At 67.1% G+C, this 21,692-nt stretch carries 19 protein-coding genes; 9 read left to right on the forward strand and 10 right to left on the reverse strand.

The features are described from left to right. Nucleotides 1–29 precede the first annotated feature (29 nt). Nucleotides 30–938, forward strand: a complete 909-nt coding sequence (locus RCF34_RS14385) for a LysR substrate-binding domain-containing protein (protein WP_308708769.1) — start codon at nt 30–32, stop codon at nt 936–938. A gap of 57 nt (nt 939–995) precedes the next feature. Here the strand turns inward: RCF34_RS14385 and RCF34_RS14390 are convergent, their stop codons facing one another. The 3 genes from RCF34_RS14390 to RCF34_RS14400 all read right to left on the reverse strand — a co-directional run bounded on the left by RCF34_RS14390 (nt 996) and on the right by RCF34_RS14400 (nt 3,089). Next, a complete protein-coding gene (locus RCF34_RS14390; protein ID WP_308708770.1) occupies nt 996–2,021 on the reverse strand; it encodes an alpha/beta hydrolase in 1,026 nt (341 codons plus the stop codon). 66 nt (nt 2,022–2,087) lie between these two features. Further along, nucleotides 2,088–2,504, reverse strand: a complete 417-nt coding sequence (locus tag RCF34_RS14395) for an organic hydroperoxide resistance protein (protein ID WP_263258641.1) — start codon at nt 2,502–2,504, stop codon at nt 2,088–2,090. A gap of 150 nt (nt 2,505–2,654) precedes the next feature. Next, nucleotides 2,655–3,089 (reverse strand): MarR family winged helix-turn-helix transcriptional regulator, encoded by a 435-nt coding sequence (locus tag RCF34_RS14400; RefSeq protein WP_133860052.1) that lies wholly within the window; start codon nt 3,087–3,089, stop codon nt 2,655–2,657. An 87-nt stretch (nt 3,090–3,176) separates the two neighbouring features. Here RCF34_RS14400 and RCF34_RS14405 point away from each other — a divergent pair, with 87 nt between their 5' ends. Beyond that, the gene (locus RCF34_RS14405) at nt 3,177–4,694 is read left to right on the forward strand and encodes a sigma-54-dependent transcriptional regulator (RefSeq protein WP_133860051.1); all 1,518 of its coding nucleotides are present in this window, start codon (nt 3,177–3,179) and stop codon (nt 4,692–4,694) included. A gap of 18 nt (nt 4,695–4,712) precedes the next feature. Here the strand turns inward: RCF34_RS14405 and poxB are convergent, their stop codons facing one another. Further along, nucleotides 4,713–6,437 (reverse strand): ubiquinone-dependent pyruvate dehydrogenase, encoded by a 1,725-nt coding sequence (poxB, locus tag RCF34_RS14410; RefSeq protein WP_308708771.1) that lies wholly within the window; start codon nt 6,435–6,437, stop codon nt 4,713–4,715. Between the two features lie 297 nt (nt 6,438–6,734). Between poxB and vapB the strand changes: the two genes are divergently transcribed. The 5 genes from vapB to gcvT all read left to right on the forward strand — a co-directional run bounded on the left by vapB (nt 6,735) and on the right by gcvT (nt 12,155). Further along, entirely contained in the window at nt 6,735–6,965 is a 231-nt protein-coding gene (vapB, locus tag RCF34_RS14415) for a type II toxin-antitoxin system VapB family antitoxin (protein WP_007159939.1), read from the forward strand. Continuing rightward, nucleotides 6,965–7,378 (forward strand): tRNA(fMet)-specific endonuclease VapC, encoded by a 414-nt coding sequence (vapC, locus tag RCF34_RS14420; protein WP_263258644.1) that lies wholly within the window; start codon nt 6,965–6,967, stop codon nt 7,376–7,378. The genes vapB and vapC overlap by 1 nt, the downstream gene beginning before the upstream one ends. Nucleotides 7,379–7,676: 298 nt before the next feature. Further along, nucleotides 7,677–8,045: a glycine cleavage system protein GcvH gene (gene gcvH / locus RCF34_RS14425; RefSeq protein ID WP_133860047.1), complete on the forward strand. Its 369-nt coding sequence runs from the start codon at nt 7,677–7,679 to the stop codon at nt 8,043–8,045. Nucleotides 8,046–8,052: 7 nt separating this feature from the next. After that, entirely contained in the window at nt 8,053–10,908 is a 2,856-nt protein-coding gene (gene gcvP, locus RCF34_RS14430; protein WP_308708772.1) for an aminomethyl-transferring glycine dehydrogenase, read from the forward strand. A gap of 137 nt (nt 10,909–11,045) precedes the next feature. Then, the gene (gene gcvT, locus RCF34_RS14435) at nt 11,046–12,155 is read left to right on the forward strand and encodes a glycine cleavage system aminomethyltransferase GcvT (protein ID WP_133860045.1); all 1,110 of its coding nucleotides are present in this window, start codon (nt 11,046–11,048) and stop codon (nt 12,153–12,155) included. Between the two features lie 87 nt (nt 12,156–12,242). Here the strand turns inward: gcvT and RCF34_RS14440 are convergent, their stop codons facing one another. After that, nucleotides 12,243–12,857 (reverse strand): glutathione S-transferase, encoded by a 615-nt coding sequence (locus tag RCF34_RS14440; RefSeq protein WP_133860044.1) that lies wholly within the window; start codon nt 12,855–12,857, stop codon nt 12,243–12,245. Between the two features lie 155 nt (nt 12,858–13,012). Here RCF34_RS14440 and RCF34_RS14445 point away from each other — a divergent pair, with 155 nt between their 5' ends. Then, complete coding sequence (locus RCF34_RS14445; protein WP_308708773.1) at nt 13,013–13,918, forward strand: LysR substrate-binding domain-containing protein; 906 nt, start codon at nt 13,013–13,015, stop codon at nt 13,916–13,918. A gap of 18 nt (nt 13,919–13,936) precedes the next feature. Here the strand turns inward: RCF34_RS14445 and RCF34_RS14450 are convergent, their stop codons facing one another. Continuing rightward, complete coding sequence (locus RCF34_RS14450) at nt 13,937–14,128, reverse strand: hypothetical protein (protein WP_133860042.1); 192 nt, start codon at nt 14,126–14,128, stop codon at nt 13,937–13,939. Between the two features lie 243 nt (nt 14,129–14,371). Between RCF34_RS14450 and RCF34_RS14455 the strand changes: the two genes are divergently transcribed. Further along, nucleotides 14,372–16,327: a DNA topoisomerase III gene (locus tag RCF34_RS14455; protein ID WP_308708774.1), complete on the forward strand. Its 1,956-nt coding sequence runs from the start codon at nt 14,372–14,374 to the stop codon at nt 16,325–16,327. 187 nt (nt 16,328–16,514) lie between these two features. On the opposite strand, the gene RCF34_RS14460 is transcribed toward RCF34_RS14455, so the two are convergent. The 4 genes from RCF34_RS14460 to RCF34_RS14475 form a co-directional block, all read right to left on the reverse strand. Then, the gene (locus tag RCF34_RS14460) at nt 16,515–16,823 is read right to left on the reverse strand and encodes a hypothetical protein (protein ID WP_017642364.1); all 309 of its coding nucleotides are present in this window, start codon (nt 16,821–16,823) and stop codon (nt 16,515–16,517) included. A 175-nt stretch (nt 16,824–16,998) separates the two neighbouring features. Then, entirely contained in the window at nt 16,999–18,306 is a 1,308-nt protein-coding gene (locus tag RCF34_RS14465) for an MFS transporter (protein WP_133860040.1), read from the reverse strand. Nucleotides 18,307–18,475: 169 nt separating this feature from the next. Further along, nucleotides 18,476–19,801 carry a sigma-54 dependent transcriptional regulator gene (locus RCF34_RS14470; protein ID WP_308708775.1) on the reverse strand — a complete coding sequence of 442 codons (1,326 nt, stop codon included), beginning with the start codon at nt 19,799–19,801 and terminating at the stop codon, nt 18,476–18,478. A 106-nt stretch (nt 19,802–19,907) separates the two neighbouring features. Further along, complete coding sequence (locus RCF34_RS14475) at nt 19,908–21,656, reverse strand: ATP-binding protein (protein WP_308708776.1); 1,749 nt, start codon at nt 21,654–21,656, stop codon at nt 19,908–19,910. Nucleotides 21,657–21,692: the final 36 nt, after the last annotated feature.

Raw genomic sequence — 21,692 nt, forward strand, 5'->3', positions numbered from 1 at the left:
CGGATAGCACCTTCACTGCAGGAGTGAAAATGATCCGCTTCGACGACCTCGGGCTCTTCGTGCGCTCCGCCGCCCTGGGCAGCTTTTCCCGCGCCGCCCGCGAGGCAGACCTGTTGCCGGGCCAGGTGAGCGCCGCCATCGGGCGGCTGGAGCGCGAACTAGGCATTCGCCTGTTCGCTCGCTCGACCCGCAGCCTGAGGCTCACCGCCGAGGGCGAGGCCTATCTGCCCTATGCCCGGGAGGTGCTGGAGACCTTGCGCGAAGGACGCGAGCGGCTGCAGGGGGAGAGCCCGGAATTGCGGGGTGTGCTGCAGGTGGCGGCGCCTTCGGATCTGGGGCGCAATCTCTTGCTGCCCTGGCTGGCCGAGTTTCGCCAGCGGCATCCCGGCCTGACCCTCAGGCTGTACGTCTCGGACCAGCAGGCCGACGTCTATCGCGATCCGGTGGACATCGCCATCCGCTACGGCCGCAGCCAGGACGACAGCCTGGTCGCCCTGCCACTCGCCCCTGACAACCGCCGGCTGCTGGCGGCGGCCCCGGCCTACCTGGCGCGCCAGGGTACGCCCCGCTGCCTGGATGACCTGGTCGGGCATGCCTGCCTGCTCTACCAGCTGCATGGTCGCACCTATGACAAATGGAGCTTTCCGCTGCCCGAGGGTGGCCAGCGGCAGGTCGGTGTCAGCGGGCCCTTGCAGAGCGACGATGCGGAGGTGGTGCGGCGCTGGGCGGTGGCCGGGGAGGGCATCGTCTACAAGTCCTGGCTGGACATGCGCGACAATCTCGAGACCGGACGGCTGGTGCGGGTGTTGCCCGACCAGCCTGGCGAGGCCCTGCCGCTGCAGCTGTTCTGTCCGCACCGGCGACAGTTTTCACCCGCCGTGCGGCAGCTGCATGGCTGGCTGGCGGAGCGCTTCGCCGCCCTGGGCAAGCAGCCCTGAAACGCAAAGGGGGTAGCTCCGCGAACGGAACCACCCCCTCGGGTACCAGGCCTGGTCTTACTGCAGATGCTGCTTGAGCAATTGGCCCGCCTGGGTTAGCGACGCCTGGACCTCAGGCACCTTGGCCAGGACATTGAGCAGCCCGTAGTCGTGGATCATGCCGTTGTAGCGCACCTGGACGACATCGACACCGGCCGCGTTGAGCTTGCGCGCATAGGCCTCGCCTTCGTCCCGCAGCACGTCGTTCTCGGCGGTCTGCACCAGCGCCGGCGGCAGGCCCTTGAGCTGGGCCTCGCTGGCCCGCAACGGCGAGGCATAGATGTTGGCGCGCTCGGTTTCGCTGGTGGTGTAGTTGTCCCAGAACCACTTCATCATGTTGCGGGTGAGGAAGCGGCCCTCGGCGTAGGTCTGGTAGGAGCCATTGTCGAAGCTGGCATCGGTCACCGGCCAGAACAGCACCTGGTAACGCAGCGTGGGCGTGCCCTTGTCCTTGGCCATCAGGCTGACCACCGCGGCCATGTTGCCGCCGACGCTGTTGCCGGCCACCGCCAGGCGGCTGCCGTCGACGTCGATCTCCTTGCCATGCTCGGCGACCCATTTCGTCGCGGCATAGGCCTGGTTGATGGCCACCGGGAAGTGGGCTTCCGGGCTCGGGGTGTAATTGACGAACACCGCCGTGGCACCGGAGGCCACCACCAGGTCACGCACCAGCCGCTGGTGGGTGGGGAAGTCACCCAAGACCCAGCCGCCACCGTGGAAAAACATGAAGGCTGGCGTCTGCCCCTTGGCGTTGGCCGGGCGGACGATGGTCAGCTGCAGCGGCTTGCCGTCGACCTGGATGGTCTTTTCGCTGGTCTTGACCCCCGAGAGGTCGACCTTGACGCCGGACTGGGCGCCGGACAGCACCGCGCGGGCGTCCTTGGGGCTCAGGGTTTCCAGCGGTTGGCCACCGCTGCCGTTCAGGGCATCGACGAAGCCCTGGGTGGTGCGCTCCAGGGCGGGATCGGGCTGGGGCGCGGCGAAGGCGCTGCCCAGGGCCAGGGTGAGTGCGGACAGGCCAAGCAAACGAGAGACGGTACGCATGACAGATGACTCCTCGAACGGGAAAGGCCGGGCGCCTCGGCTGAGGCGCCTGGGGTGCCGCGACCCTTAGGCCAGGGTCAGGCGCACGTCCACGTTGCCGCGGGTGGCGTTGGAGTAGGGGCAGACCAGGTGGGCTTTCTCGACCAGGTCTTCGGCCACGGCGCGCTCCAGGCCCGGCAGGCTGACGACGAGCTCGACGTCCAGGGCGAAGCCGGTGGGGATCGGGCCGATGCCGACCTGGGCGGTCACGCTGACGTCAGCCGGCACGGCGATCTTTTCCTTGGCGCCGACGAATTTGAGCGCGCCGATGAAGCAGGCCGAGTAGCCGGCGGCGAAGAGCTGCTCGGGGTTGGTGCCGGCACCACCGGCGCCGCCCAGCTCCTTTGGCGTGGACAGCTGCACGTCCAGGGCCTTGTCGCTGCTGATGGAACGGCCGTCACGGCCACCGGTGCTGGTTGCGGAAGCGGTGTAGAGGATGTTCATGGCGTGCTCCTGATTTAAGTATCGCGATAACTAATTGGTTGGGCTGTTACCGAGGGGTTGGCCCGGGTACGGATTTAAGTTATCGCGATATTCGTTATCGCGCAAATATATTTTCGGGAGCAGCCGACCAGTGGCAGCGGTCGGCGAGGATCAACGCTCCAGCTTGGCGCGCAGGGTCATCAGGTTTTCGCGCAGGCGGGTCATCTCCGCATCACCCAGCGCGCAGTAGCCGCTGATGGTGCCGTTGATCTTCTGGGCCTGGTCGCGCAGGGTCCGGCCAGACTCGGTGAGTTCGATGGACAGGTTGCGCTCGTCCTCGGCATTGCGTTGCCGGCTCACGTAGCCCTCGGCCTCCAGGCGCTTGAGTACCGGGGTCAGGGCGCCGGAATCCTGGTGCAGCCGACGCGCCAGCTCCTTGAGCGGAAGGCGGTCGTTTTCCCAGAGCACCAGCATCATCAGGTATTGCGGGTAGGTCAGGCCCACCTCTTCGAGCAGCGGCTTGTACACCTTGGTCATCGCCAGCGAGGTGGAATACAGCGCGAAGCACAGCTGCTGATCGAGTAGAAGAGGGTCTTTATGGGTCATGGCGGTCCCGCCTGGTAAATGAGAAATGATTCTACCCCGAGCATTTGGGTAGCATTAGCCCTTTCGCTTTCAGACCCCAGGGTTTCCATGCGTATCCATGTGTCGTTCATCGATCGTGTCGGCATCACCCAGGAAGTCCTGGCATTGCTCGGTGCGCGCAATCTCAACCTGGACGCCGTGGAGATGGTGCCCCCCAACGTCTACATCGATGCGCCGACCCTGAGCGCGGCGGTGCTGGAGGAGTTGCGCGCCGCCTTGCTCACCGTGGTGGGGGTCGAGGCGGTGCGGGTGGTGGACATCCTGCCCGGCCAGCGGCGTTCACTGCAGCTCGACGCCTTGCTCGCCGCCATGGCCGACCCGGTGCTGGCGGTGGACGGCGAAGGCCGTATCCTGCTGGCCAACCCGGCCTTTGCCGCCCTGGCGGGCGAAGGCGCCGGCAATACCCTGGCCGAACTCTTCAACGACAGCGAATTGCCCACTGAACTGCTGGACCAGGGCTTTCGCCTGCCGCTGCGCGAAGTGGTGCTGCGCGGCCAGGCGCTGCTGCTGGACGCCACCCCCATCGGCGAACCCGTAGGCGGACTGGCCGGCGGGCTGCTGACCCTCTATGCGCCCAGTCGCATCGGCGGCCGCCTCTCGGCGCTGCGCCATGACACCCCCGAAGGCTTCGATTCGCTGCTCGGCGACTGCGCCGCCATCCGCACCCTCAAGGCTCGGGCCCAGCGCCTGGCTGCCCTGGAGGCGCCGTTGCTCATCCTCGGCGAGACCGGCACCGGCAAGGAACTGGTCGCGCGTGCTTGCCACGCCGCCAGCGCCCGCCGCGAGGCGCCCTTTCTGGCGCTGAACTGCGCGGCCCTGCCGGAGAGCCTGGCCGAGAGCGAACTGTTCGGCTATGCCCCGGGCGCCTTCACCGGCGCCCAGCGCGGCGGCAAGCCGGGCCTGCTGGAGCTGGCCGACCAGGGCACGGTGTTTCTGGACGAGGTCGGGGAGATGTCGCCCTATCTGCAGGCCAAGTTGCTGCGGTTCCTCTCGGATGGCACGTTTCGCCGCGTTGGCGGGGCCCAGGAAACCAAGGTCAATGTGCGCATTCTCGCCGCCACCCATCGCGATCTGCAGGCCATGGTCGCGGCCGGCACCTTTCGCGAAGACCTCTTCTATCGCCTCAATGTGCTCAGCCTGCAGGTGCCGGCGTTGCGCGAGCGTGGCCAGGATATCCTGCTGCTGGCGCGGCACTTCCTGCAGCAGGCCTGCGCCCAGATCGGTCGGCCGCCGTGTCGCCTGGCCCCGGCCACCTATGGCGTGCTGCTGGGCAACGCCTGGCCGGGCAACGTACGGCAATTGCAGAACATCCTCTTTCGCGCCGCCGCCATCAGCGAGAGTGGCCAGATCGACGTCGACGACCTCGACCTGGCCGGCACTGCGGTGGCCGGCCAGGTCGAGACCGAGGTCAGCACCCTGGAGGCCGCCGTCCAGGGCTACGAGGCGGCGCTGCTGGAGCGGCTCTATCCGCAGTATCCGTCCAGTCGCCAGCTGGCCGCGCGCCTGCAGACATCCCACTCGGCCATCGCCATGCGCCTGCGGCGTTACGGCATCCCGCGGCGCTGAACGCCGCGGGCGTCCGGATCAGCGCAGCACGTTGGTCTTGGCCAGATCCACCACCTCGCTGCCGCGACCACTCATCACCGCGCGCAGCATGTAGAGGCTGAAGCCCTTGGCCTGGGCGGCCTCGATCTTCGGTGGCAGCGACAGCTCCTGCTTGGCGATGCGCACGTCCACCAGCGCCGGACCGGGGTGGGCGAAGGCCTCTTCCAGGGTGGCGTCGAGCAGACTGGCCGACTCCACTTTCCAGCCGCGCACGCCGCAGGCCTCGGCTACCTGGGCAAAGTTGACGCCACCAAGGTCCGTAGTCTCATCAATCATGCCGGCGGCCTTCATCTCCATCGCGACGAAGCCCAGGGAAGCGTTGTCGTAGACGATGACCTTGACCGGCAGCTTTTCGCTGGCCAGGGTCGCCAGTTCGCCCAGCAGCATGGACAACCCACCGTCGCCGGCCAGGGCCACCACCTGGCGCCCGGGATAGGCCGCCTGCAGACCCATGGCCTGGGGCAGGGCGTTGGCCATGGAGCCGTGGCTGAAGGAGCCGGCCAGCTTGCGTTCGAAATTCATCGCCAGATAACGTGCGGCCCACACCGTGGGCGTGCCGACGTCGCAGGTGAAGAGAGCGTCCGCCGCGGCCAGTTCGCTGACGCGGGTGGTGACATACTGCGGATGCAGCGGCTCGCCATCGGCCGTAGCGGTAGCCAGTTCGTCCAGCTCGGCGCGGGTCTTGCGGTAGTGCTGCTGGGCCTTTTCCAGGAAGCGGCCGTGGCCGTTGGGCTTGAGCCGCGGCAAGAGGGCGTCCAAGGTGGCACGGACATCGCCCACCAGGCCCTTGAGCAGGGGAGTGCGGACGCCCAGGTGGGCACCGCGCACGTCGATCTGCACCACCCGGCCGTGGTCCGGGAAGAAGTTGCGATAGGGGAAGTTGCTGCCCAGCATCAGCAGCAGGTCACACTCCTTGAGCGCGTGATAGCCGGAGGAAAAGCCGATCAGCCCGGTCATGCCCACGCCATAGGGATTCGAATACTCGATATGGGCCTTGCCGCGCAGGGCATGGACCACCGGGGCCTGCAGCCGCTCGGCCAGGGCCACCACCTGGGCATGGGCACCGGCGCAACCGGCGCCGCAGAGCAGGGTGATGCGCTTTTCACCGGCCAGCAATTCGGCCAGGGCATCCAGTTCGGCCTCGGGCGGCACCACCACCGGACGCACCGGCTCGCTCCACTGGGCTTCCTTGATCGGCGCCTCGGCCAGGGCTACGTCGCCGGGAATCACCACCACCGACACCGAACGGTTGAGGATGGCCGAGCGCATGGCGGTTTCCAGGATGCGCGGCAGCTGTTCGGGGTGGGAGACCACCTCGCAGAAGTCGCTGCAGTCGCGGAACAGGCGCTCCGGGTGGGTCTCCTGGAAGTAGCCCAGGCCGATCTCGCTGGAGGGAATCTGGGCGGCGATGGCCAGCACCGGCGCACCGCTGCGCTGGGCGTCGAACAGGCCATTGATCAGGTGCAGGTTGCCCGGGCCGCAGGAGCCGGCGCAGACCGCCAGGCGCCCGCTGGTGTCGGCGGCGGCGCTGGCCGCGAAGGCCGCGGCTTCTTCATGCCGCACGCCGCGCCAGCGGATACGGTCGCGCTTGCGCAGGCTTTCGGTGAGGCCGTTGAGCGAATCGCCCGGCAGGCCCCAGATGGTGTCCACACCAGCGGCTTCGAGGGTGGCGACGAGCAGATCGGCAACGGTTTTCACAGCCATGACAAAGACTCCAGACAAGGATGGGAGAGGGCAAAGCCGCTTGGCAGAGGTCTTGTTGTGCCTTCTTGGTCCGACGAAGCGGGGCGGAAGTTCGCGTTGGGTGCTCTTGTCCGAATCTGGCCCCGGGCTCAGGTGACGTTTCCACCTCCGGCGTTCTTGCTCAGGCTTCGCCAGGTGCCATTCGCGCGGAGAGCGCTATACCAGCCGTGTCGCCTAGGGTCGAGAGCGTGCCGATTGACAGATCCAGCCTCTTCCCTAATATGGGATATACACCTGATATATCCCAGGAGGCCGATCGTGGATCAAGGTGCCGTATTTCAAAGCAATCGCAGTCAGGCGGTGAGACTGCCAAAGGCGGTTGCCCTGCCCGAAGATGTGAAGCGCGTCGATGTGGTTGCTGTCGGCCGCACGAGGATCATTACCCCGGCTGGGGAATCCTGGGATTCCTGGTTCGAGGGAGAGGGTGTCACGGCGGATTTCATGGCGGAACGGGACCAGCCCGCCGAGCAGGAGCGCGAAGGCTTCTAATGCTCAAGTTCATGCTCGACACCAATACCTGCATCTTCACCATCAAGAACCGACCGGTGTCGGTTCGCGAGGCCTTCACTCGGCACCAAGGACAGTTGTGCATCAGTACGATCACCCTGATGGAGCTGATCTACGGTGCGGAAAAGTCCTCCAGCCCGGAGCGTAACCTGGCGGTGATCGAAGGCTTCGCCGCGCGTCTAGAGGTGTTGAAGTACGGTCACGAAGCCGCGGCGCACACCGGGCAGTTGCGTGCCGAATTAGCCAGACTAGGTCAGCAAATCGGTCCCTACGATCAGATGATCGCGGGACATGCGCGCTCCATGGGCCTGATCGTGGTCACCAATAACCGTCGCGAGTTTGACCGAGTGCCAGGCTTGCGTGTTGAAGACTGGGTTACCGCTACAGGGAATTAGCGAGCAAGACGCTCGATCCGCCTTTGTCTGCATCACATGAATAAGGAGCGGCGTGCTCCATAGCGTACAGCCCAGCTGTCAGGCCTAGGAGCATAGCTAATGTCGTAACGATTTCGATACGTCGTTTGTTAATCGATACGGCTGTAGTGGGGTAGCGGGTCAATTGTAACGATTTCGCTACAGCGCAATGCGGGTTCTTTAGCTAACCCCTTGAAAACACTGGCCTTCACTCCTGGCATCACCCTTGCACCACCAGACCCATCTATCCATCAGGACAAAGGTCCGCAGGAGTCTGGCAATGAGTCTGCGCTATACCGAAGAACACGAATGGCTGCGTCAGGAAGCCGATGGCAGCATTACCGTCGGCATCACCGACTATGCTCAGGACTCGCTCGGCGACCTGGTCTTCGTGCAACTGCCGGAGCTGCGCAGCTACGCCCAGGGTGATGAGGTGGCGGTGCTGGAGTCGGTCAAGGCCGCCAGCAACATCACCATGCCGCTGGCGGGCGAGGTCCTGGCTGTCAACGAGGCGCTCAACGATGCGCCCGAGACCATCAACAGCGATCCGCTGAACGCCGGCTGGTTCTTCCGCTTCCAGCCCGCCAATGCCGAAGCCTTCGCCGCGCTGCTCGACGAAGCCGCCTATCAGCAACTGATCAAGGGGTAAGACCGCCATGTCGCTGCACGACACCCTCAGCACCGCCGACGAATTCGTCCCGCGCCACATCGGTCCGCGCGAGCTGGACGAGATCGCCATGCTGAATCTGCTCGGGTACGAGTCCCTGGACGCCATGACCGCCCAGGTGATCCCCGAGAGCATCAAGGGCACCAGCGTGCTGGACCTGCCCGCCGGGCTGTCCGAAGCCGACGCCCTGGCCGAGCTGCGCACCATCGCCGGCAAGAATCGCCTGCTCAAGAGCCTGATCGGCCAGGGCTACTACAACACCCACACCCCGGCGCCGATCCTGCGCAACCTGCTGGAAAATCCGGCCTGGTACACCGCCTATACCCCCTACCAGCCGGAGATCTCCCAGGGTCGCCTGGAGGCCCTGCTCAACTTCCAGACGCTGATCGGCGACCTCACCGGCATGCCGGTGGCCAACGCCTCGCTGCTGGACGAGGGCACCGCCGCCGCCGAAGCCATGACCTTCTGCAAGCGCCTGGCGAAAAACAAGGCCAGCGCCTTCTTCGCTTCCGTGCACTGCCATCCGCAGACCCTGGACGTGCTGCGCACCCGTGCCGAGCCCCTGGGCATCGAGGTGGTGGTGGGCGTGGAAACCGAGATCGAGGACCACGGCCGCTTCTTCGGCGCGCTGTTCCAGTATCCGATGACCACCGGTGAGATCCGTGACTACCGCGAGAGCATCCAGGCCTTCCAGGCTGCTGGTGCCCTGGTGGCCATGGCCGCCGACCTGCTGGCCCTGACCCTGCTCACGCCGCCCGGCGAACTGGGTGCGGACGTGGCCATCGGCACCGCCCAGCGCTTCGGCGTGCCGCTCGGTTTCGGCGGCCCGCACGCGGCGTACTTCGCCACCCAGGACAAGTACAAGCGCGACATGCCCGGTCGGGTCGTCGGCGTCTCCATCGACCGCCACGGCCACCCGGCCTATCGCCTGGCCCTGCAGACGCGTGAGCAGCACATTCGCCGCGAGAAGGCTACCAGCAACATCTGCACCGCCCAGGTACTGCTGGCCAACATCGCCAGCATGTACGCGGTCTACCACGGTCCCGAAGGCCTGACCCGCATCGCCACCCGGGTGCAGCGCCTCACCAGCCTGCTGGCCGCCGGCCTGCAGCGCCTGGGCCACGAGACCCAGCACACCGCCTTCGACACCCTGACCCTGGTGTTCGGCGCGCGCACCGCTGCCCTGCACGAGGCCGCCCGTGCCCGTGGCTACAACCTGCGCGACGTCAGCGCCGAGGCGCTGGGTGTGTCCCTGGACGAGACCAGCACCCTGGCCGACGTCCAGGCACTGCTGGAGATCCTGGCCGACGGCAAGCCCGCCCCCCAGGTCGCCGAGCTGGGCGATGCCCAGGGCGTGGAAGTGCCCGCGGCACTGCGGCGCCAGTCGGCCTTCCTGACCCACCCGGTATTCGCCAGCCACAGATCCGAGACCGAGCTGATGCGCTACCTGCGCAAGCTGGCGGACAAGGACCTGGCGCTGGATCGCACCATGATTCCGCTGGGCTCCTGCACCATGAAGCTCAACGCCGCCAGCGAGATGATCCCGGTCACCTGGGCCGAGTTCGGCGGTATCCACCCCTTCGCCCCGGCCGACCAGGCCGAGGGCTATGCCCAGCTCACCACCGAGCTGGAGGCCATGCTCTGCGCCGCCACCGGCTACGACGCCGTCTCCCTGCAGCCCAACGCCGGCTCCCAGGGCGAGTACGCGGGCCTGCTGGCCATTCGCGCCTATCACCAGAGCCGCGGCCAGGGGGAGCGCGACGTCTGCCTGATCCCGGCCTCGGCCCACGGCACCAACCCGGCCACCGCCAGCATGGTCGACATGCGCGTGGTGGTGGTGGCCTGCGACAAGCGCGGCAACGTCGATCTCGACGACCTGCGCGCCAAGGCCGAGCAGCACAGCGAACGCCTGGCCGCGCTGATGATCACCTATCCCTCCACCCACGGGGTGTTCGAAGAGGCCATCCGCGAGATCTGCCAGGTGGTCCATGACCACGGTGGCCAGGTCTATATCGACGGCGCCAACATGAACGCCATGGTCGGTCTCTGCGCTCCGGGCCAGTTCGGTGGCGACGTCTCCCACCTCAACCTGCACAAGACCTTCTGCATCCCCCACGGCGGTGGCGGTCCGGGCGTCGGCCCCATCGGCGTCAAGGCGCACCTGGCGCCCTTCCTGCCCGGCCATGCCCGGCTGGAACGCAAGGAAGGCGCGGTCTGTGCGGCGCCCTATGGCAGCGCCAGCATCCTGCCGATCTCCTGGATGTACCTGAAGATGATGGGCAGCGCCGGTCTGACCCGCGCCTCGCAGATCGCCATCCTCAGCGCCAACTACATCGCCCGCCGGCTGGAAGAGCACTATCCGGTGCTCTACAGCGGTACCGGTGGCCTGGTGGCCCACGAGTGCATCCTCGACCTGCGTCCGCTCAAGGACAGCAGCGGCGTGACCGTGGACGACGTGGCCAAGCGCCTGATCGACTTCGGCTTCCATGCGCCGACCATGTCCTTCCCGGTGGCCGGCACCCTGATGATCGAGCCCACCGAGAGCGAGTCCAAGCAGGAACTGGATCGCTTCTGCGACGCCATGATCGCCATCCGCGAAGAGATCCGCGCCCTGGAAGCCGGCACCCTGGATCCCCAGGACAACCCGCTGAAGAATGCGCCCCATACCGCGCGCGAACTGGCGGGCGAGTGGACCCACCCCTACAGCCGCGAGCAGGCGGTCTTCCCGCTGCCAAGCCTGGTGGACGGCAAGTACTGGCCGCCGGTGGCGCGCATCGACAACGTCTATGGCGATCGCAACCTGGTCTGCTCCTGCCCGCCGATCGAAGCCTACGGCGAGGCCTAGGCCCTCACCCTCGGCTCTCTTCCCCTGGGAGAGGGCCGAGGTGGCGATCGCGTTAGACGTTGCGACCCGACAGTTCAGCGCTTGCTCGCTCCTCTTGCCAGGAGTGAGCAAGCCGCCACCCGACACGGAGCCCCACCATGTCCCTGCTCAAGACTTCGCTGCACGCCCTGCACCTGGAACTCGGCGCCCGCATGGTGCCCTTCGCCGGCTACGAGATGCCGGTGCAATACCCGCTCGGCGTGCTCAAGGAGCACCAGCACACCCGCGCCCAGGCCGGGTTGTTCGATGTGTCCCACATGGGCCAGGTCATGCTCGAAGGCGAGGAAGCCGCCGAGGCGCTGGAGACCCTGGTACCGGTCGACATCATCGACCTGCCCAGCGGCATGCAGCGCTATGCCCTGCTGACCGACGACAACGGCGGCATCCTCGACGACCTCATGGTCGCCAACCTGGGTGACTGCCTCTACCTGGTGGTCAATGCCGCCTGCAAGGAAGCCGACCTCGCCCACCTGGAAAAGCACCTGGGCGATCGCTGCCAGGTGCTGCCGCAATTCGATCGCGCCCTGCTGGCCCTGCAAGGTCCCGCCGCTGCCGCGGTGCTGGCGCGCCTGGCGCCGGAGGTGGCCGAGATGACCTTCATGCAGGTGCGCCGCGTCAAGCTGCTGGACCAGCCCTGCATCGTCAGCCGCAGTGGCTACACGGGCGAAGACGGCTACGAGATCTCGGTGCCGAGCGCTGCCGCCGAAGCCCTGGCACGCCAGCTGCTGGCCGAGCCGGAAGTCGAGGCCATCGGCTTGGGCGCGCGCGACTCCCTGCGCCTGGAAGCCGGTCTGTGCCTCTATGGCCATGACATGGATGCCGGCACCACGCCGGTGATGGCCAACCTGGGGTGGGCGCTGTCCAAGGTGCGTCGTGAAGGCAACGGTCGCGCCGGCGGTTTCCCCGGTGCCGAGCGTATCTTCACCGAGCAGCGTGAGGGCGTGAGCCGCAAGCGCGTCGGTCTGCTGGTGCAGGAGCGGGTGCCGGTGCGCGAAGGCGCGGAGCTGGTGGATGCCAGCGGCGCCAGTATCGGCCGTGTCACCAGTGGCGGCTTCGGCCCGACCCTGGGTGCGCCAGTGGCCATGGGTTATGTCGACAGCGACTTCGCCGCCCTGGATACCCAGCTGTTCGCCGTGGTGCGCGGCAAGCAGGTGCCGGTCAAGGTCGCCAAGACCCCCTTCGTGCCGCAGCGGTATTACCGCGGTTGATCTGCGTGTTGGGCTTCGCGTTGCTCACCCCAACCTACGGCCATGCTCTCTTAGGTTGGGTTGAGCGAAGCGAAGCCCAACGGCCCCTCAAGCCACCGGATAATCCCGGAACACCGACAGGGCCTCCGCTTCGGCGGCCAGGGCCTCCAGCGTCGGGTAATTGCGCCGCTCGATCAGCCCCGGTAGGGCGAAGTGCAGGAAGGTCCAGGCCACGGCCGTGTCGATGGCGTCCTGGCCAATACTGTCTTCACCCAGCGGTGGACGCGGGCCCAGCCAGGCCTTGTCCAGGGCGCCACAGGCCGCGCGCAACTGCCCTTCCACGCGCTGCTGCCAGGGTGCATGTCGCTTCTCCTCCGGCCGCAGGTCACGCTCGTACACCAGTTGCACCGCCTTCTCCGACAGGGCCAGGGCCAGGCCGCTGCGACCGAGGGCGGTCGCCCGGGCCGCATGGCCGCTCGGCCGCAGTTGCCGACTGCCGCAGGCGAGATGCTGGGCATAGTCCAGAATCAGCGACGAATCCATCAACCGCTGACCGTCCAGGCAGATCAGCGTGGGGGCCTTGAGTACCGGATTGAAGCTGCGAAAGCGCTCGACCTCGCGAAACAGCGACACCTGGCGCAGTTCGAAGGGCAGCACCAGCAGGCGAAGGGAGATCGCGACTCGCCGTACATAGGGGGAGTCGAGCATGCCGATGAGTTGCATGGGGGCGTCCTGTCAGAAAGAGTGAATCCTGTTTCACGTGGAACGTCACCCTTGCCGTTTGCTTCACGCTGGGTGCCGCTCTGGACAAGACATTAAGGATTCGGCGAAGCTGCCACCAGCAAGAAATTCTGACCGGATCGTTAAGGAAGGCTTACATGTCGCGCGTGCCGCCGCTGAATGCCCTACGTTGCTTCGAGGCGGTTGCCCGTCTGGGCAGCGTGACCCGTGCCGCCAGCGAACTGAACCTCACCCATGCCGCGGTGAGTCAGCAGGTGAAGGGCCTGGAGCATCAGCTGGGCATGGTGCTGTTCGAGCGCCAGGGGCGCGGGATCGAGGTCACGGGCGACGGTCGGGTCTATGCCGAGCAGGTTCGCCAGCTGCTCGACGACCTGGGCGAGGCGACCCGGCGCCTGCAGGCCCGCCCGCGGCGCAACGAACTGGTGTTCGCCACCTTTCCCTCCTTCGCCACCCACTGGCTATTGCCCCGGCTGCCGCGCTTTCGCGCCCTGCATCCGGAGTACCGCATCCGTATCCAGACCAGCCTGGATTTCCAGGATCTGCGCCAGGGCATGGTGGATATCGGAGTGCGCATGGGCGAGGGACATTGGGATGGCCTGACGGCGCTGCGACTGTTCCAAGACGATGTGCTGCTGGTGGCGGCGCCTGGTTACAACGGTGGGCAACTGCCGCGCAGCCTGGAGGAGGCCCTCGCGCAGCCGCTATTGCACACGGAGGAAACCTGGCAGCACTGGGGCGAAATGGCCGGTCTGGGCGAAGCGGCGCCCAATCGCGGCATCAGCGTGAACGATTCCAATGTGGTGCTGGAGGCGCTGCGCCTTGGACAGACGTTGGCGCTGGAGCGGCGCAGCCTGGTGCAGGCCGCGCTGAACGAGGGTCGCCTGGTCCAGCTCAGCCCGGTGATGGCGCCCTATCCCTATGCCTACTGGCTGGTCTGGCCGGAACGCGTCGAATCGGCGGAAAAGCAGGAGCGCTTCAGCGCCTGGATCCAGGCCGAGGTCGCGACCTATCTGGCCGAACTGGCTACGCCGACGCCCCCTTAGGGCGTCGGGTAGAGGATTTTAGCGCAGCAGCAGCTTGCGACGACCATCCGGCCAGACTTCCCAGAGTTGATCGTTGATGCGCTGCACCTGGCTGGTGGTACGGCGCATGGCCGAAATGCTGGCCCGCAGGGCCTGGCCGCTGGCGGTGTCGACGAAATTTCCGGCGCCGGTGCTCTCGGCCGTGGCGCGATCCATAGCTACAGTGTTCATTGACGCCTCCCAGAGCTCGGCTAAAGACGGCGAAAGTGCCGTAGCCCAAGGACTGTCCAGCACCGGCAAGATTCCGCGTCCGCGGCGGCCACCGTTCAAGCTGTGATCCACGTCCTGAGTGCGCTGTGGCCTATTGGGCGAATTTGCGCAAAGGCCATTTTCTGTACGGATATACAGATTAGGCCTTGCGCCACTCGCGCAGGCTTTGCATCCTGTGGCGATTCCCCTCTTGCGACGTCCGCCATGCAGCTGTATCTCTGCGAAAAACCCTCCCAGGCCAAGGACATCGCCCGTGTCCTCGGCGCCAGCCGCCGCGGCGAGGGCTGCCTGCAGGGGCAGGGCGTGACCGTGACCTGGTGCATCGGCCACCTGCTGGAAACGGCGCCACCGGACGCCTACGACGCCCGCTACAAGCGCTGGTCGCTGGACGACCTGCCCATCGTCCCCGAGCAGTGGAAGTTGCAGGTCAAGAAGACCACTGGCAGCCAGTTCAAGGCGGTCAAGCGCCTGCTGGGCGAGGCCAGCGAACTGGTGATCGCCACCGACGCCGATCGCGAAGGCGAGATGATCGCCCGCGAGCTGGTGGAGCACTGCCGCTATCGGGGGCCGATTCGCCGGCTGTGGCTGTCGGCGCTGGATGACGTCTCCATCCGCCGCGCCCTGGCCGCGCTCAAACCCGGTGCCGAGACCTATGGGCTCTATCAGTCCGCCCTGGGACGCTCGCGCGCCGACTGGCTGATCGGCATGAACATGAGCCGGTTGTTCACCCTGCTGGGGCGTCGCTCCGGCTACCAAGGCGTGCTCTCGGTCGGGCGGGTACAGACCCCGACCCTGCGCCTGGTGGTGGACCGTGATCGCGCCATCGCCGCCTTCGTGCCAGTGCCCTTCTGGACCGTGGAGGCGACCCTGGACGCCTCGGGTAGTCGCTTCCAAGCGCAGTGGCAGCCGCCAGAGGACGTCTGTGACGACCAGGGTCGCTGCCTAAAGCCCGAGGTGGCCCAGGCGGCGGCGAAGGCCATCGAGGCGGCCGGGCAGGCGCGACTGATCAAGCTCAAGACCGAGCGTATCCGCGAGGCAGCGCCCTTGCCCTTCGATCTGGGCACCCTGCAGGAGGTCTGCTCCAAACGTTTTAATCTCGGCGCCCAACAAACCCTGGACGTGGCCCAGGCGCTCTACGAAAAGTACAAGCTGATCACCTATCCGCGCAGCGATTGCGGCTATCTGCCGCTGTCGCAGCACGGCGAGGCGCCGGCGCTATTGGCCGCCTTGCTGAGCGCCGATAGCAGCCTCGCACCCCTGCGCGACCATCTGGATGCCAGTCGCCGCTCACGGGCCTGGAACGATGCGAAGGTCAGCGCCCACCACGGCATCATCCCGACTCGGGTGACCCGCGACCTGGGACGCCTGAGCCCGCAGGAGCGCAATGTCTATGGCCTGATCCGCGCCCGTTACCTGGCGCAGTTCCTGCCGCAGCACGAATTCGATCGCACCCAGGCCGACTTCGAGGCGGGCGGCGAACGGCTGCGGGCCACCGGCAAGCGGTTGGTGGAAGCGGGCTGGCGTCGCGCCTTGCCCGAGTCGCTCACGCCGCCCAAGGGGCGCGAGGCCCCGCCGCCCCAGGCACTGCCCGCCTTGCGCGAGGGAGAGTCCTATCCGGTGGTGGAGGTGCGCTGCAAGGATCAGTTGACCCAGCCGCCTAAGCCTTTCACCGAGGGTGATCTGATCAAGGCGATGAAGAATGTCGCCAAGCTGGTGGAGGATCCGGCGCTCAAGCAGAAGCTCAAGGACACCACCGGCATTGGCACCGAGGCGACTCGCGCCAGCATCATCCAGGGCCTGCTGGACCGCGGCTACCTGATCAAGCAGGGCAAGGCCCTGGCGGCGACGCCGGCGGCCTTCGGCCTGATCGACGCCGTGCCCCGGGCCATCGCCGATCCAGGCACCACGGCGCTCTGGGAGCAGGCGCTGGATCGGGTGCAGGAAGGCGAATTGAGCCTGGCCGAATTCGTCACCAAGCAGTCGGCCTGGATGGGCAAGCAGGTGGAGCGCTGTCTGGGCCTGACCCTGACCATCAGCGGTCCGCCGCCGGCGGGCAAGGGCGCGCCCTGGAAGAAGCGGCGTACGGGCGGGACCAAGGCCAAAGCCAAGCCGGGTGGTGCGCCGACGCGCGCGCGCAAGCCGAGGGTCAAGCCTGGCTGAGGGCGGCGTGGAGATCAGGAGGTGCAGTCGCTGGAGCTGGCCTTAGCCTGGGCGTCGCGAATCACTATCGCAGTAACACTGGAACAATATTGAGACTCACGTCTGGAGGAGAAGCCCACTACCGCTCCAGACCGCTCCCTCTCCCAGTGGGAGAGGGTCGGGGTGGGGGCGCGAGGCCCCGCGTGACTTATTTCTTCTCGAACGCCGCCGCGGCAGTGGCATAGGCCGCTTCGTGATAGTCGAATTCGGCGGACTGCACCAGCAGGGTTTCCTCGTCCTCGGTGAAGGCGATCACCGGGCGATAGGACAGGCCGTCGGCCTTGATCTCGGCTTCGTCGATGAGCTTGGAAAGATCGAAGGCGAAGTCGCCGCAGATGGCCTTGGCCTGGGCGTCGGTGATGCCGTGCTTCTTCAGGGCATCGCGTAGCAGGGTGCTCCACTGGTATTGAAACTGGATACCCAGTTTGGCGTAGCTGGGACCGTAGTCGATTTCCATGAGTGTGTAACCGGGGCTTGGGAGGAGGGGGCGAACTCGCCACAGTGGCCAGCGAAATGACCGTTGTGAGCGCTGCCGGTGGCACTACGATGGCGTGCCCCAAAGCCCAGGCAAAGGGGGGCGGGCCGGACGGCCAAATCTAATGACCGAGAGGCCCGCACCCAGGGACGAGCGGTTATTCGTGGACGATGCGCGAGTGATCGCGGGTGTCCTTCATGAAGACGTAGACCAGCAGCGAGCAGGCGATGCAGCCGGTCACGTACCAGTAGTAGCCGCTTTCCATGCCGATGCTCTTGAACCACAGCGCCAGGTATTCGGCGGTGCCGCCGAAGATGGACACGGTCAGCGCATAGGGCAGGCCGACGCCCAGGGCGCGGATCTCGGTGGGGAACAGCTCGGCCTTCACCACGGCGTTGATCGAGGTGTAGAAGCTGACGATCACCAGCGCCACCATGATCAGGCCGAAGGCGCCCCACCAGGTGGTGACGCTACCCAGGGCGGTCAGGATCGGATAGGTGAACAGCGTGCCGAGCACGCCGAAGGCGATCAGCACCGGGCGCCGGCCGACGCGGTCGGAGAGGGCGCCGACGACGGGCTGCAGCAGCATGAACAGGAACAGCGTCGCCGCCGAGATGGAGGTGGCGTCGGTCTTGCTCATGCCCACCGAGTTGACCAGGTACTTCTGCATGTAGGTGGTGTAGGTGTAGAAGGCCAGGGTACCACCCATGGTCAGGCCGACCACGGTGAGGAATTCCTTGGGGTGGCGTGCCAGGGTGCGCATCAGGGATTCCTTGGACTTCTCGGCCTTCTTGAAGGAGCTGGTCTCTTCCATGCCGCGGCGCAGGTAGAGCGCGGTCACGGCGCAGGCGGCGCCGATCAGGAAGGGAATGCGCCAGCCCCAGCTTTCCAGCTGTTCGACGGTCAGGGTCTGTTGCAGCACGATCAGGGTGGCCAGGGCCAGTAGCTGGCCGGAGATCAGGGTGACGTACTGGAAGCTGGAGTAGAAACCACGGCTTTCCTTGGTCGCCATCTCGCTCAGGTAGGTGGCGGAGGTGCCGTATTCACCTCCGACCGAAAGGCCCTGCAGCAGCCGCGCCAGCACCAGCATGATGGGGGCGGCGACACCGATGGTGGTGTAGCTGGGGGTGAGGGCGATGATCAGCGAGCCGGCGCACATCATGATCACCGAGACCATCAGCGCGGACTTGCGGCCGGCCTTGTCGGCATAGAGGCCCATCAGCCAGCCGCCGATGGGGCGCATGAGAAAGCCCACGGCAAAGATGGCGGCGACGTTGAGCAGCTGGGCGGTCTGGTCGCCCTTGGGAAAGAAGGCCTTGGCGAAATACAGCGAGAAGGCGGCGTAGACGTACCAGTCGTACCATTCGACCAGGTTGCCGACGGAACCGCTGAAGATGGATTTGATGCGCTGCGAGGTGGTCTTGGGCGCGGTCTGGCCGGCCGCGAGGGTAGCGGTGCTATCCACAGGGATGTTCCTCTTGTCGTTGTTATTAGGGCGCTCGGGGCGTCGACAAGGGCTATAGCAGGGGGCGTGCCAGGTCACGAAGCCGCGTCCTGACTGGGTTTTTCAGCGGGGATCGGCGAAAGATCGCCGAAACCCATCTAGCAATGAGCGGATTTCCGCCTATGGCGCCTCAGTCGTCGTCGCGGAAGTCGGCGCGCACCAGACCATGGCGCTGCATCTTCTCGTTGAGGGTGCGCCGCGGCAGTTGCAACTCGTCCATCACCGCCTTGATCTCGCCGCCATGGCGAGCCAGGGCCGCGCGCAGACACTGGGCCTCGAAGGCTTCCAGCTGATCGGCCAGGGAATGGCCCTGGGCCGCGGCCGGCGTGCCCAGGCCGAGCACCTCGCGTTCGGCGGCGTTGGCCAGTTCACGGACATTGCCCGGCCAGCCGTGACAGAGCAACTGGGCCAGCCGCGCCGCGCCGGGCGGGGTGACCGGGCGCCCCAGGCGGGCGCCGGCCTCGGCGAGAAAGTGATCGAACAGCAGCGGAATGTCTTCGCGCCGCGCCCGCAACGGCGGCAGGTGCAGCTCGGCGACGTTGAGGCGGTAGGCCAGGTCCTCGCGAAAGCGCCCGGCGCGGGCCTCTTCCAGCAGGTCCGGCTTGGTGGCGGCGACGATGCGCAGGTCGAGGTCGATGCTCTGGTTGGAACCGAGGCGCTCCAGGCGCTGCTCCTGCAACACGCGCAGCAGCTTGACCTGCTGCGCCAGGGGCATGCTCTCGATCTCGTCGAGAAACAGGGTGCCGCCGTTGGCGTATTCCAGCTTGCCGATGCGCTTGCCCTGGGCGCCGGTGAAGGCGCCGCTCTCGTGGCCGAACAACTCGCTCTCGAACAGCTGCTCGGGAATGGCCGCGCAGTTGAGCGCGACGAAGGCCTTGCCGGCTCGGGGACCGAAGTCGTGCAGGCAACGGGCGACCAGTTCCTTGCCGCTGCCGGTCTCGCCGCGCAGCAGCACGTTGACCGGTGTCGGCGCCAGATCGAGGATCTGCTGGCGCAAGCGCACGAGGCCGGGCGAGACGCCGAGCAGCCGGCGGGCGAGGGCGCTCTGGTCGTCGACCCGTCGGTGCAGCTGGCGGTTCTCCAGCACCAGCCGGCGCTTTTCCAGGGCGCGGCCGAGATCGCCGAGCAAGGCCTCGGGGCTGAAGGGTTTTTCCAGGAAGTCGTAGGCGCCCTGGCGCATGGCGCTGACCGCCAGGGCGACATCGCCGTGGGCGGTGAGCAGGATCACCGGCAGGTCGGGATCCAGCGCCTGCAGCCGGTCCAGCAGGGCCAGGCCGTCCATGCCGGGCATGCGCACGTCGCTGACCACCACGCCGGCGAAATCCGGCGTCACGGCCGCCAGGCAGTCTTCGGCGCGGGCGAACAGCCGCACCTGATGCCCCGACAGCTCCAGCCACTGGCGCACCGCTTCGCGGATGCTGGCTTCGTCGTCGACCAGATAGACCTGGGCTTGCATGGGGGCGTCCTCTCGCGGCCGGTGGCCGCTACCTTGCCCGAACGTTGGCAGCCGGTCGAGTCCCCGACTGGGCGCCGGTTCAGCGGTGCGGTAGTCCGCGTGGGCGCTAGCCGGTTTCGGCCACCGCAGGCAGTCGCAGCTGGAACACCGCGCCCTCGGCGCCGTTGCGCGCGTCCAGGCTGCCGCCCTGAGCCTGGACGATGGCCGAGGACACCGCCAGGCCGAGGCCCAGGCCTTCGCCGACCGGCTTGGTGGTGAAGAAGGGATCGAACACCTGGTCGAGGTGCTCGGCGGCGATGCCGCCGCCGTTGTCGGCCACCTCCAGCAACCAGTTTTCCCCCTCCCGCGCGAGGCTGACTCGGACCTGCGGCCGGGGTCGCTCCGCCACGGCGTCCAGGGCGTTGCGCAGCAGGTTGACCAGCACCTGCTCGAGGCGGATGGGATCGCCCAGCAGCCAGGCCGGGCGCGGCAGTTCCAGCACGAGTTCGACGGCCAGCTCGGCGCGCCGCGCCTCCAGCAACTCCAGCGCCTGGTCCACCACCCGGGCCAGATCGACCCGCTCGCGCAGCCCGGCAGGCGTCTTGCGCGCATAGGTCTTGAGGTGGGCGGTGAGGCCGCTCATGCGGGTCAGCAGGCCATCGAGGCGCTCCAGGGCGGCGCGGGCTTCGTCCAGCCGACCGTGATCCAGCAGCAGGCGCAGACTCGCCAGGTGCATGCGCTGGGCGGTGAGTGGCTGGTTGAGTTCGTGCACCAGGGCCGCCGACATCTGCCCCAGGGCGGCCAGCTTGGCGGCCTGCACCAGGCCATCCTGGGCGGTGCGCAATTCGGCGGTGCGGGCCTCCACCAGCTGCTCCAGTTCCAGGCGACTGCGCTGGCGCAGGCGCTGCAGGCGGCGCCGTTGCGCCCACAGGAGACCGGCGCAGACCAGCAGCAGCCAGACGCAGGCGGCGGCCAGCGCCGCGCCCGGGCCGCCGCCCTGCAGGTCCTGGGTAGGCCGGAGCAGGTGCAGGGTCCAGCCTTCGCTGGGCAGCGGCAGGCTGTCCCAGAGGTAGTCGGCGCTGCCTTCGGGGGCCTGGATGTGCGCTACCTGGCGCTGCTCGCCGAGCACCCGCTCCTGGCGATAGGGCAGGGGTTGCAGGGTGCGCCTGTCGTATTGGCGGGTGGTGGCCAATTCGGCGCGATCGGCCGGGGTCAGCTCGCGCAGCAGGCGATAACGCCAGGCCGGGCGATTGGCGGCAAAGACCACACCGCGGGCATCGCTCACCAGCAGGACCTCGGGATGCTCGCCCCAGCGTGCCTCGATGGCGGGAAATTCCAGCTTGACCACCACGGCGCCGAGAAAGCGCCCCTGGGCGTCCAGCACCGCGTGGGAGAGGAAATAGCCGGGAATGCCGGTGGTGACCCCCACGGCATAGAAGCGGCCGCTGCCGCCGGCGAGGGTCTCGCGGAAATAGGGCCGGAAGCCGTAGTTGTGGCCGACATAGCTGGAGGGCAGCCGCCAGTTGCTGGCACCGATGGCCAGCCCCGTGCGATCCAGCAGCTCCAGGGTCGAGGACTGGGCGGCCGTGTTCAGGCGCTCCAGCTTGAGATTGAGGCGCTCGGTGGCGGCGGCATCGGGCGGGGTGGTGAGCGCGGCGATCAGCTCCGGGTCCTGGGCCAGCACCGTCGGCAGGGCGCGAAAGCGGTCGATCAGGGTCTGCAGGCCGCTGGCATGCAGGCGCAACTGTTCCTGGCCGAGCAGGCTGGCCTCGGCCAGGCTCGCCTGTTCGGCGCGGTGCCAGGCCTGGCTTCCCAGCAACAGGCAGCCGAGCAGGGCGAGCAGCAGGACCGGCAGCAGGCGTAGGGCTTGGGGCATGGCAGGGGACCGCGACAGGGATGGCCGGACGATAGC

It is taken from the genome of Pseudomonas sp. 102515 (assembly GCF_031085165.1).
In the GTDB taxonomy this organism is placed as follows: domain Bacteria; phylum Pseudomonadota; class Gammaproteobacteria; order Pseudomonadales; family Pseudomonadaceae; genus Chryseomonas.

What these genes read in the sequence shown, in the direction of transcription:
- RCF34_RS14440 (WP_133860044.1), bottom strand. Translation starts at nt 12,857, where the DNA reads ATGCAACTCATCGGCATGCTCGACTCCCCCTATGTACGGCGAGTCGCG.
- RCF34_RS14390 (WP_308708770.1), bottom strand. Translation starts at nt 2,021, where the DNA reads ATGCGTACCGTCTCTCGTTTGCTTGGCCTGTCCGCACTCACCCTGGCC.
- RCF34_RS14455 (WP_308708774.1), top strand. Translation starts at nt 14,372, where the DNA reads ATGCAGCTGTATCTCTGCGAAAAACCCTCCCAGGCCAAGGACATCGCC.
- RCF34_RS14385 (WP_308708769.1), top strand. Translation starts at nt 30, where the DNA reads ATGATCCGCTTCGACGACCTCGGGCTCTTCGTGCGCTCCGCCGCCCTG.
- RCF34_RS14460 (WP_017642364.1), bottom strand. Translation starts at nt 16,823, where the DNA reads ATGGAAATCGACTACGGTCCCAGCTACGCCAAACTGGGTATCCAGTTT.
- gcvT (WP_133860045.1), top strand. Translation starts at nt 11,046, where the DNA reads ATGTCCCTGCTCAAGACTTCGCTGCACGCCCTGCACCTGGAACTCGGC.
- RCF34_RS14470 (WP_308708775.1), bottom strand. Translation starts at nt 19,801, where the DNA reads ATGCAAGCCCAGGTCTATCTGGTCGACGACGAAGCCAGCATCCGCGAA.
- RCF34_RS14400 (WP_133860052.1), bottom strand. Translation starts at nt 3,089, where the DNA reads ATGACCCATAAAGACCCTCTTCTACTCGATCAGCAGCTGTGCTTCGCG.
- gcvP (WP_308708772.1), top strand. Translation starts at nt 8,053, where the DNA reads ATGTCGCTGCACGACACCCTCAGCACCGCCGACGAATTCGTCCCGCGC.
- vapC (WP_263258644.1), top strand. Translation starts at nt 6,965, where the DNA reads ATGCTCAAGTTCATGCTCGACACCAATACCTGCATCTTCACCATCAAG.
- RCF34_RS14395 (WP_263258641.1), bottom strand. Translation starts at nt 2,504, where the DNA reads ATGAACATCCTCTACACCGCTTCCGCAACCAGCACCGGTGGCCGTGAC.
- gcvH (WP_133860047.1), top strand. Translation starts at nt 7,677, where the DNA reads ATGAGTCTGCGCTATACCGAAGAACACGAATGGCTGCGTCAGGAAGCC.
- RCF34_RS14450 (WP_133860042.1), bottom strand. Translation starts at nt 14,128, where the DNA reads ATGAACACTGTAGCTATGGATCGCGCCACGGCCGAGAGCACCGGCGCC.
- RCF34_RS14475 (WP_308708776.1), bottom strand. Translation starts at nt 21,656, where the DNA reads ATGCCCCAAGCCCTACGCCTGCTGCCGGTCCTGCTGCTCGCCCTGCTC.
- RCF34_RS14405 (WP_133860051.1), top strand. Translation starts at nt 3,177, where the DNA reads ATGCGTATCCATGTGTCGTTCATCGATCGTGTCGGCATCACCCAGGAA.
- RCF34_RS14445 (WP_308708773.1), top strand. Translation starts at nt 13,013, where the DNA reads ATGTCGCGCGTGCCGCCGCTGAATGCCCTACGTTGCTTCGAGGCGGTT.
- poxB (WP_308708771.1), bottom strand. Translation starts at nt 6,437, where the DNA reads ATGGCTGTGAAAACCGTTGCCGATCTGCTCGTCGCCACCCTCGAAGCC.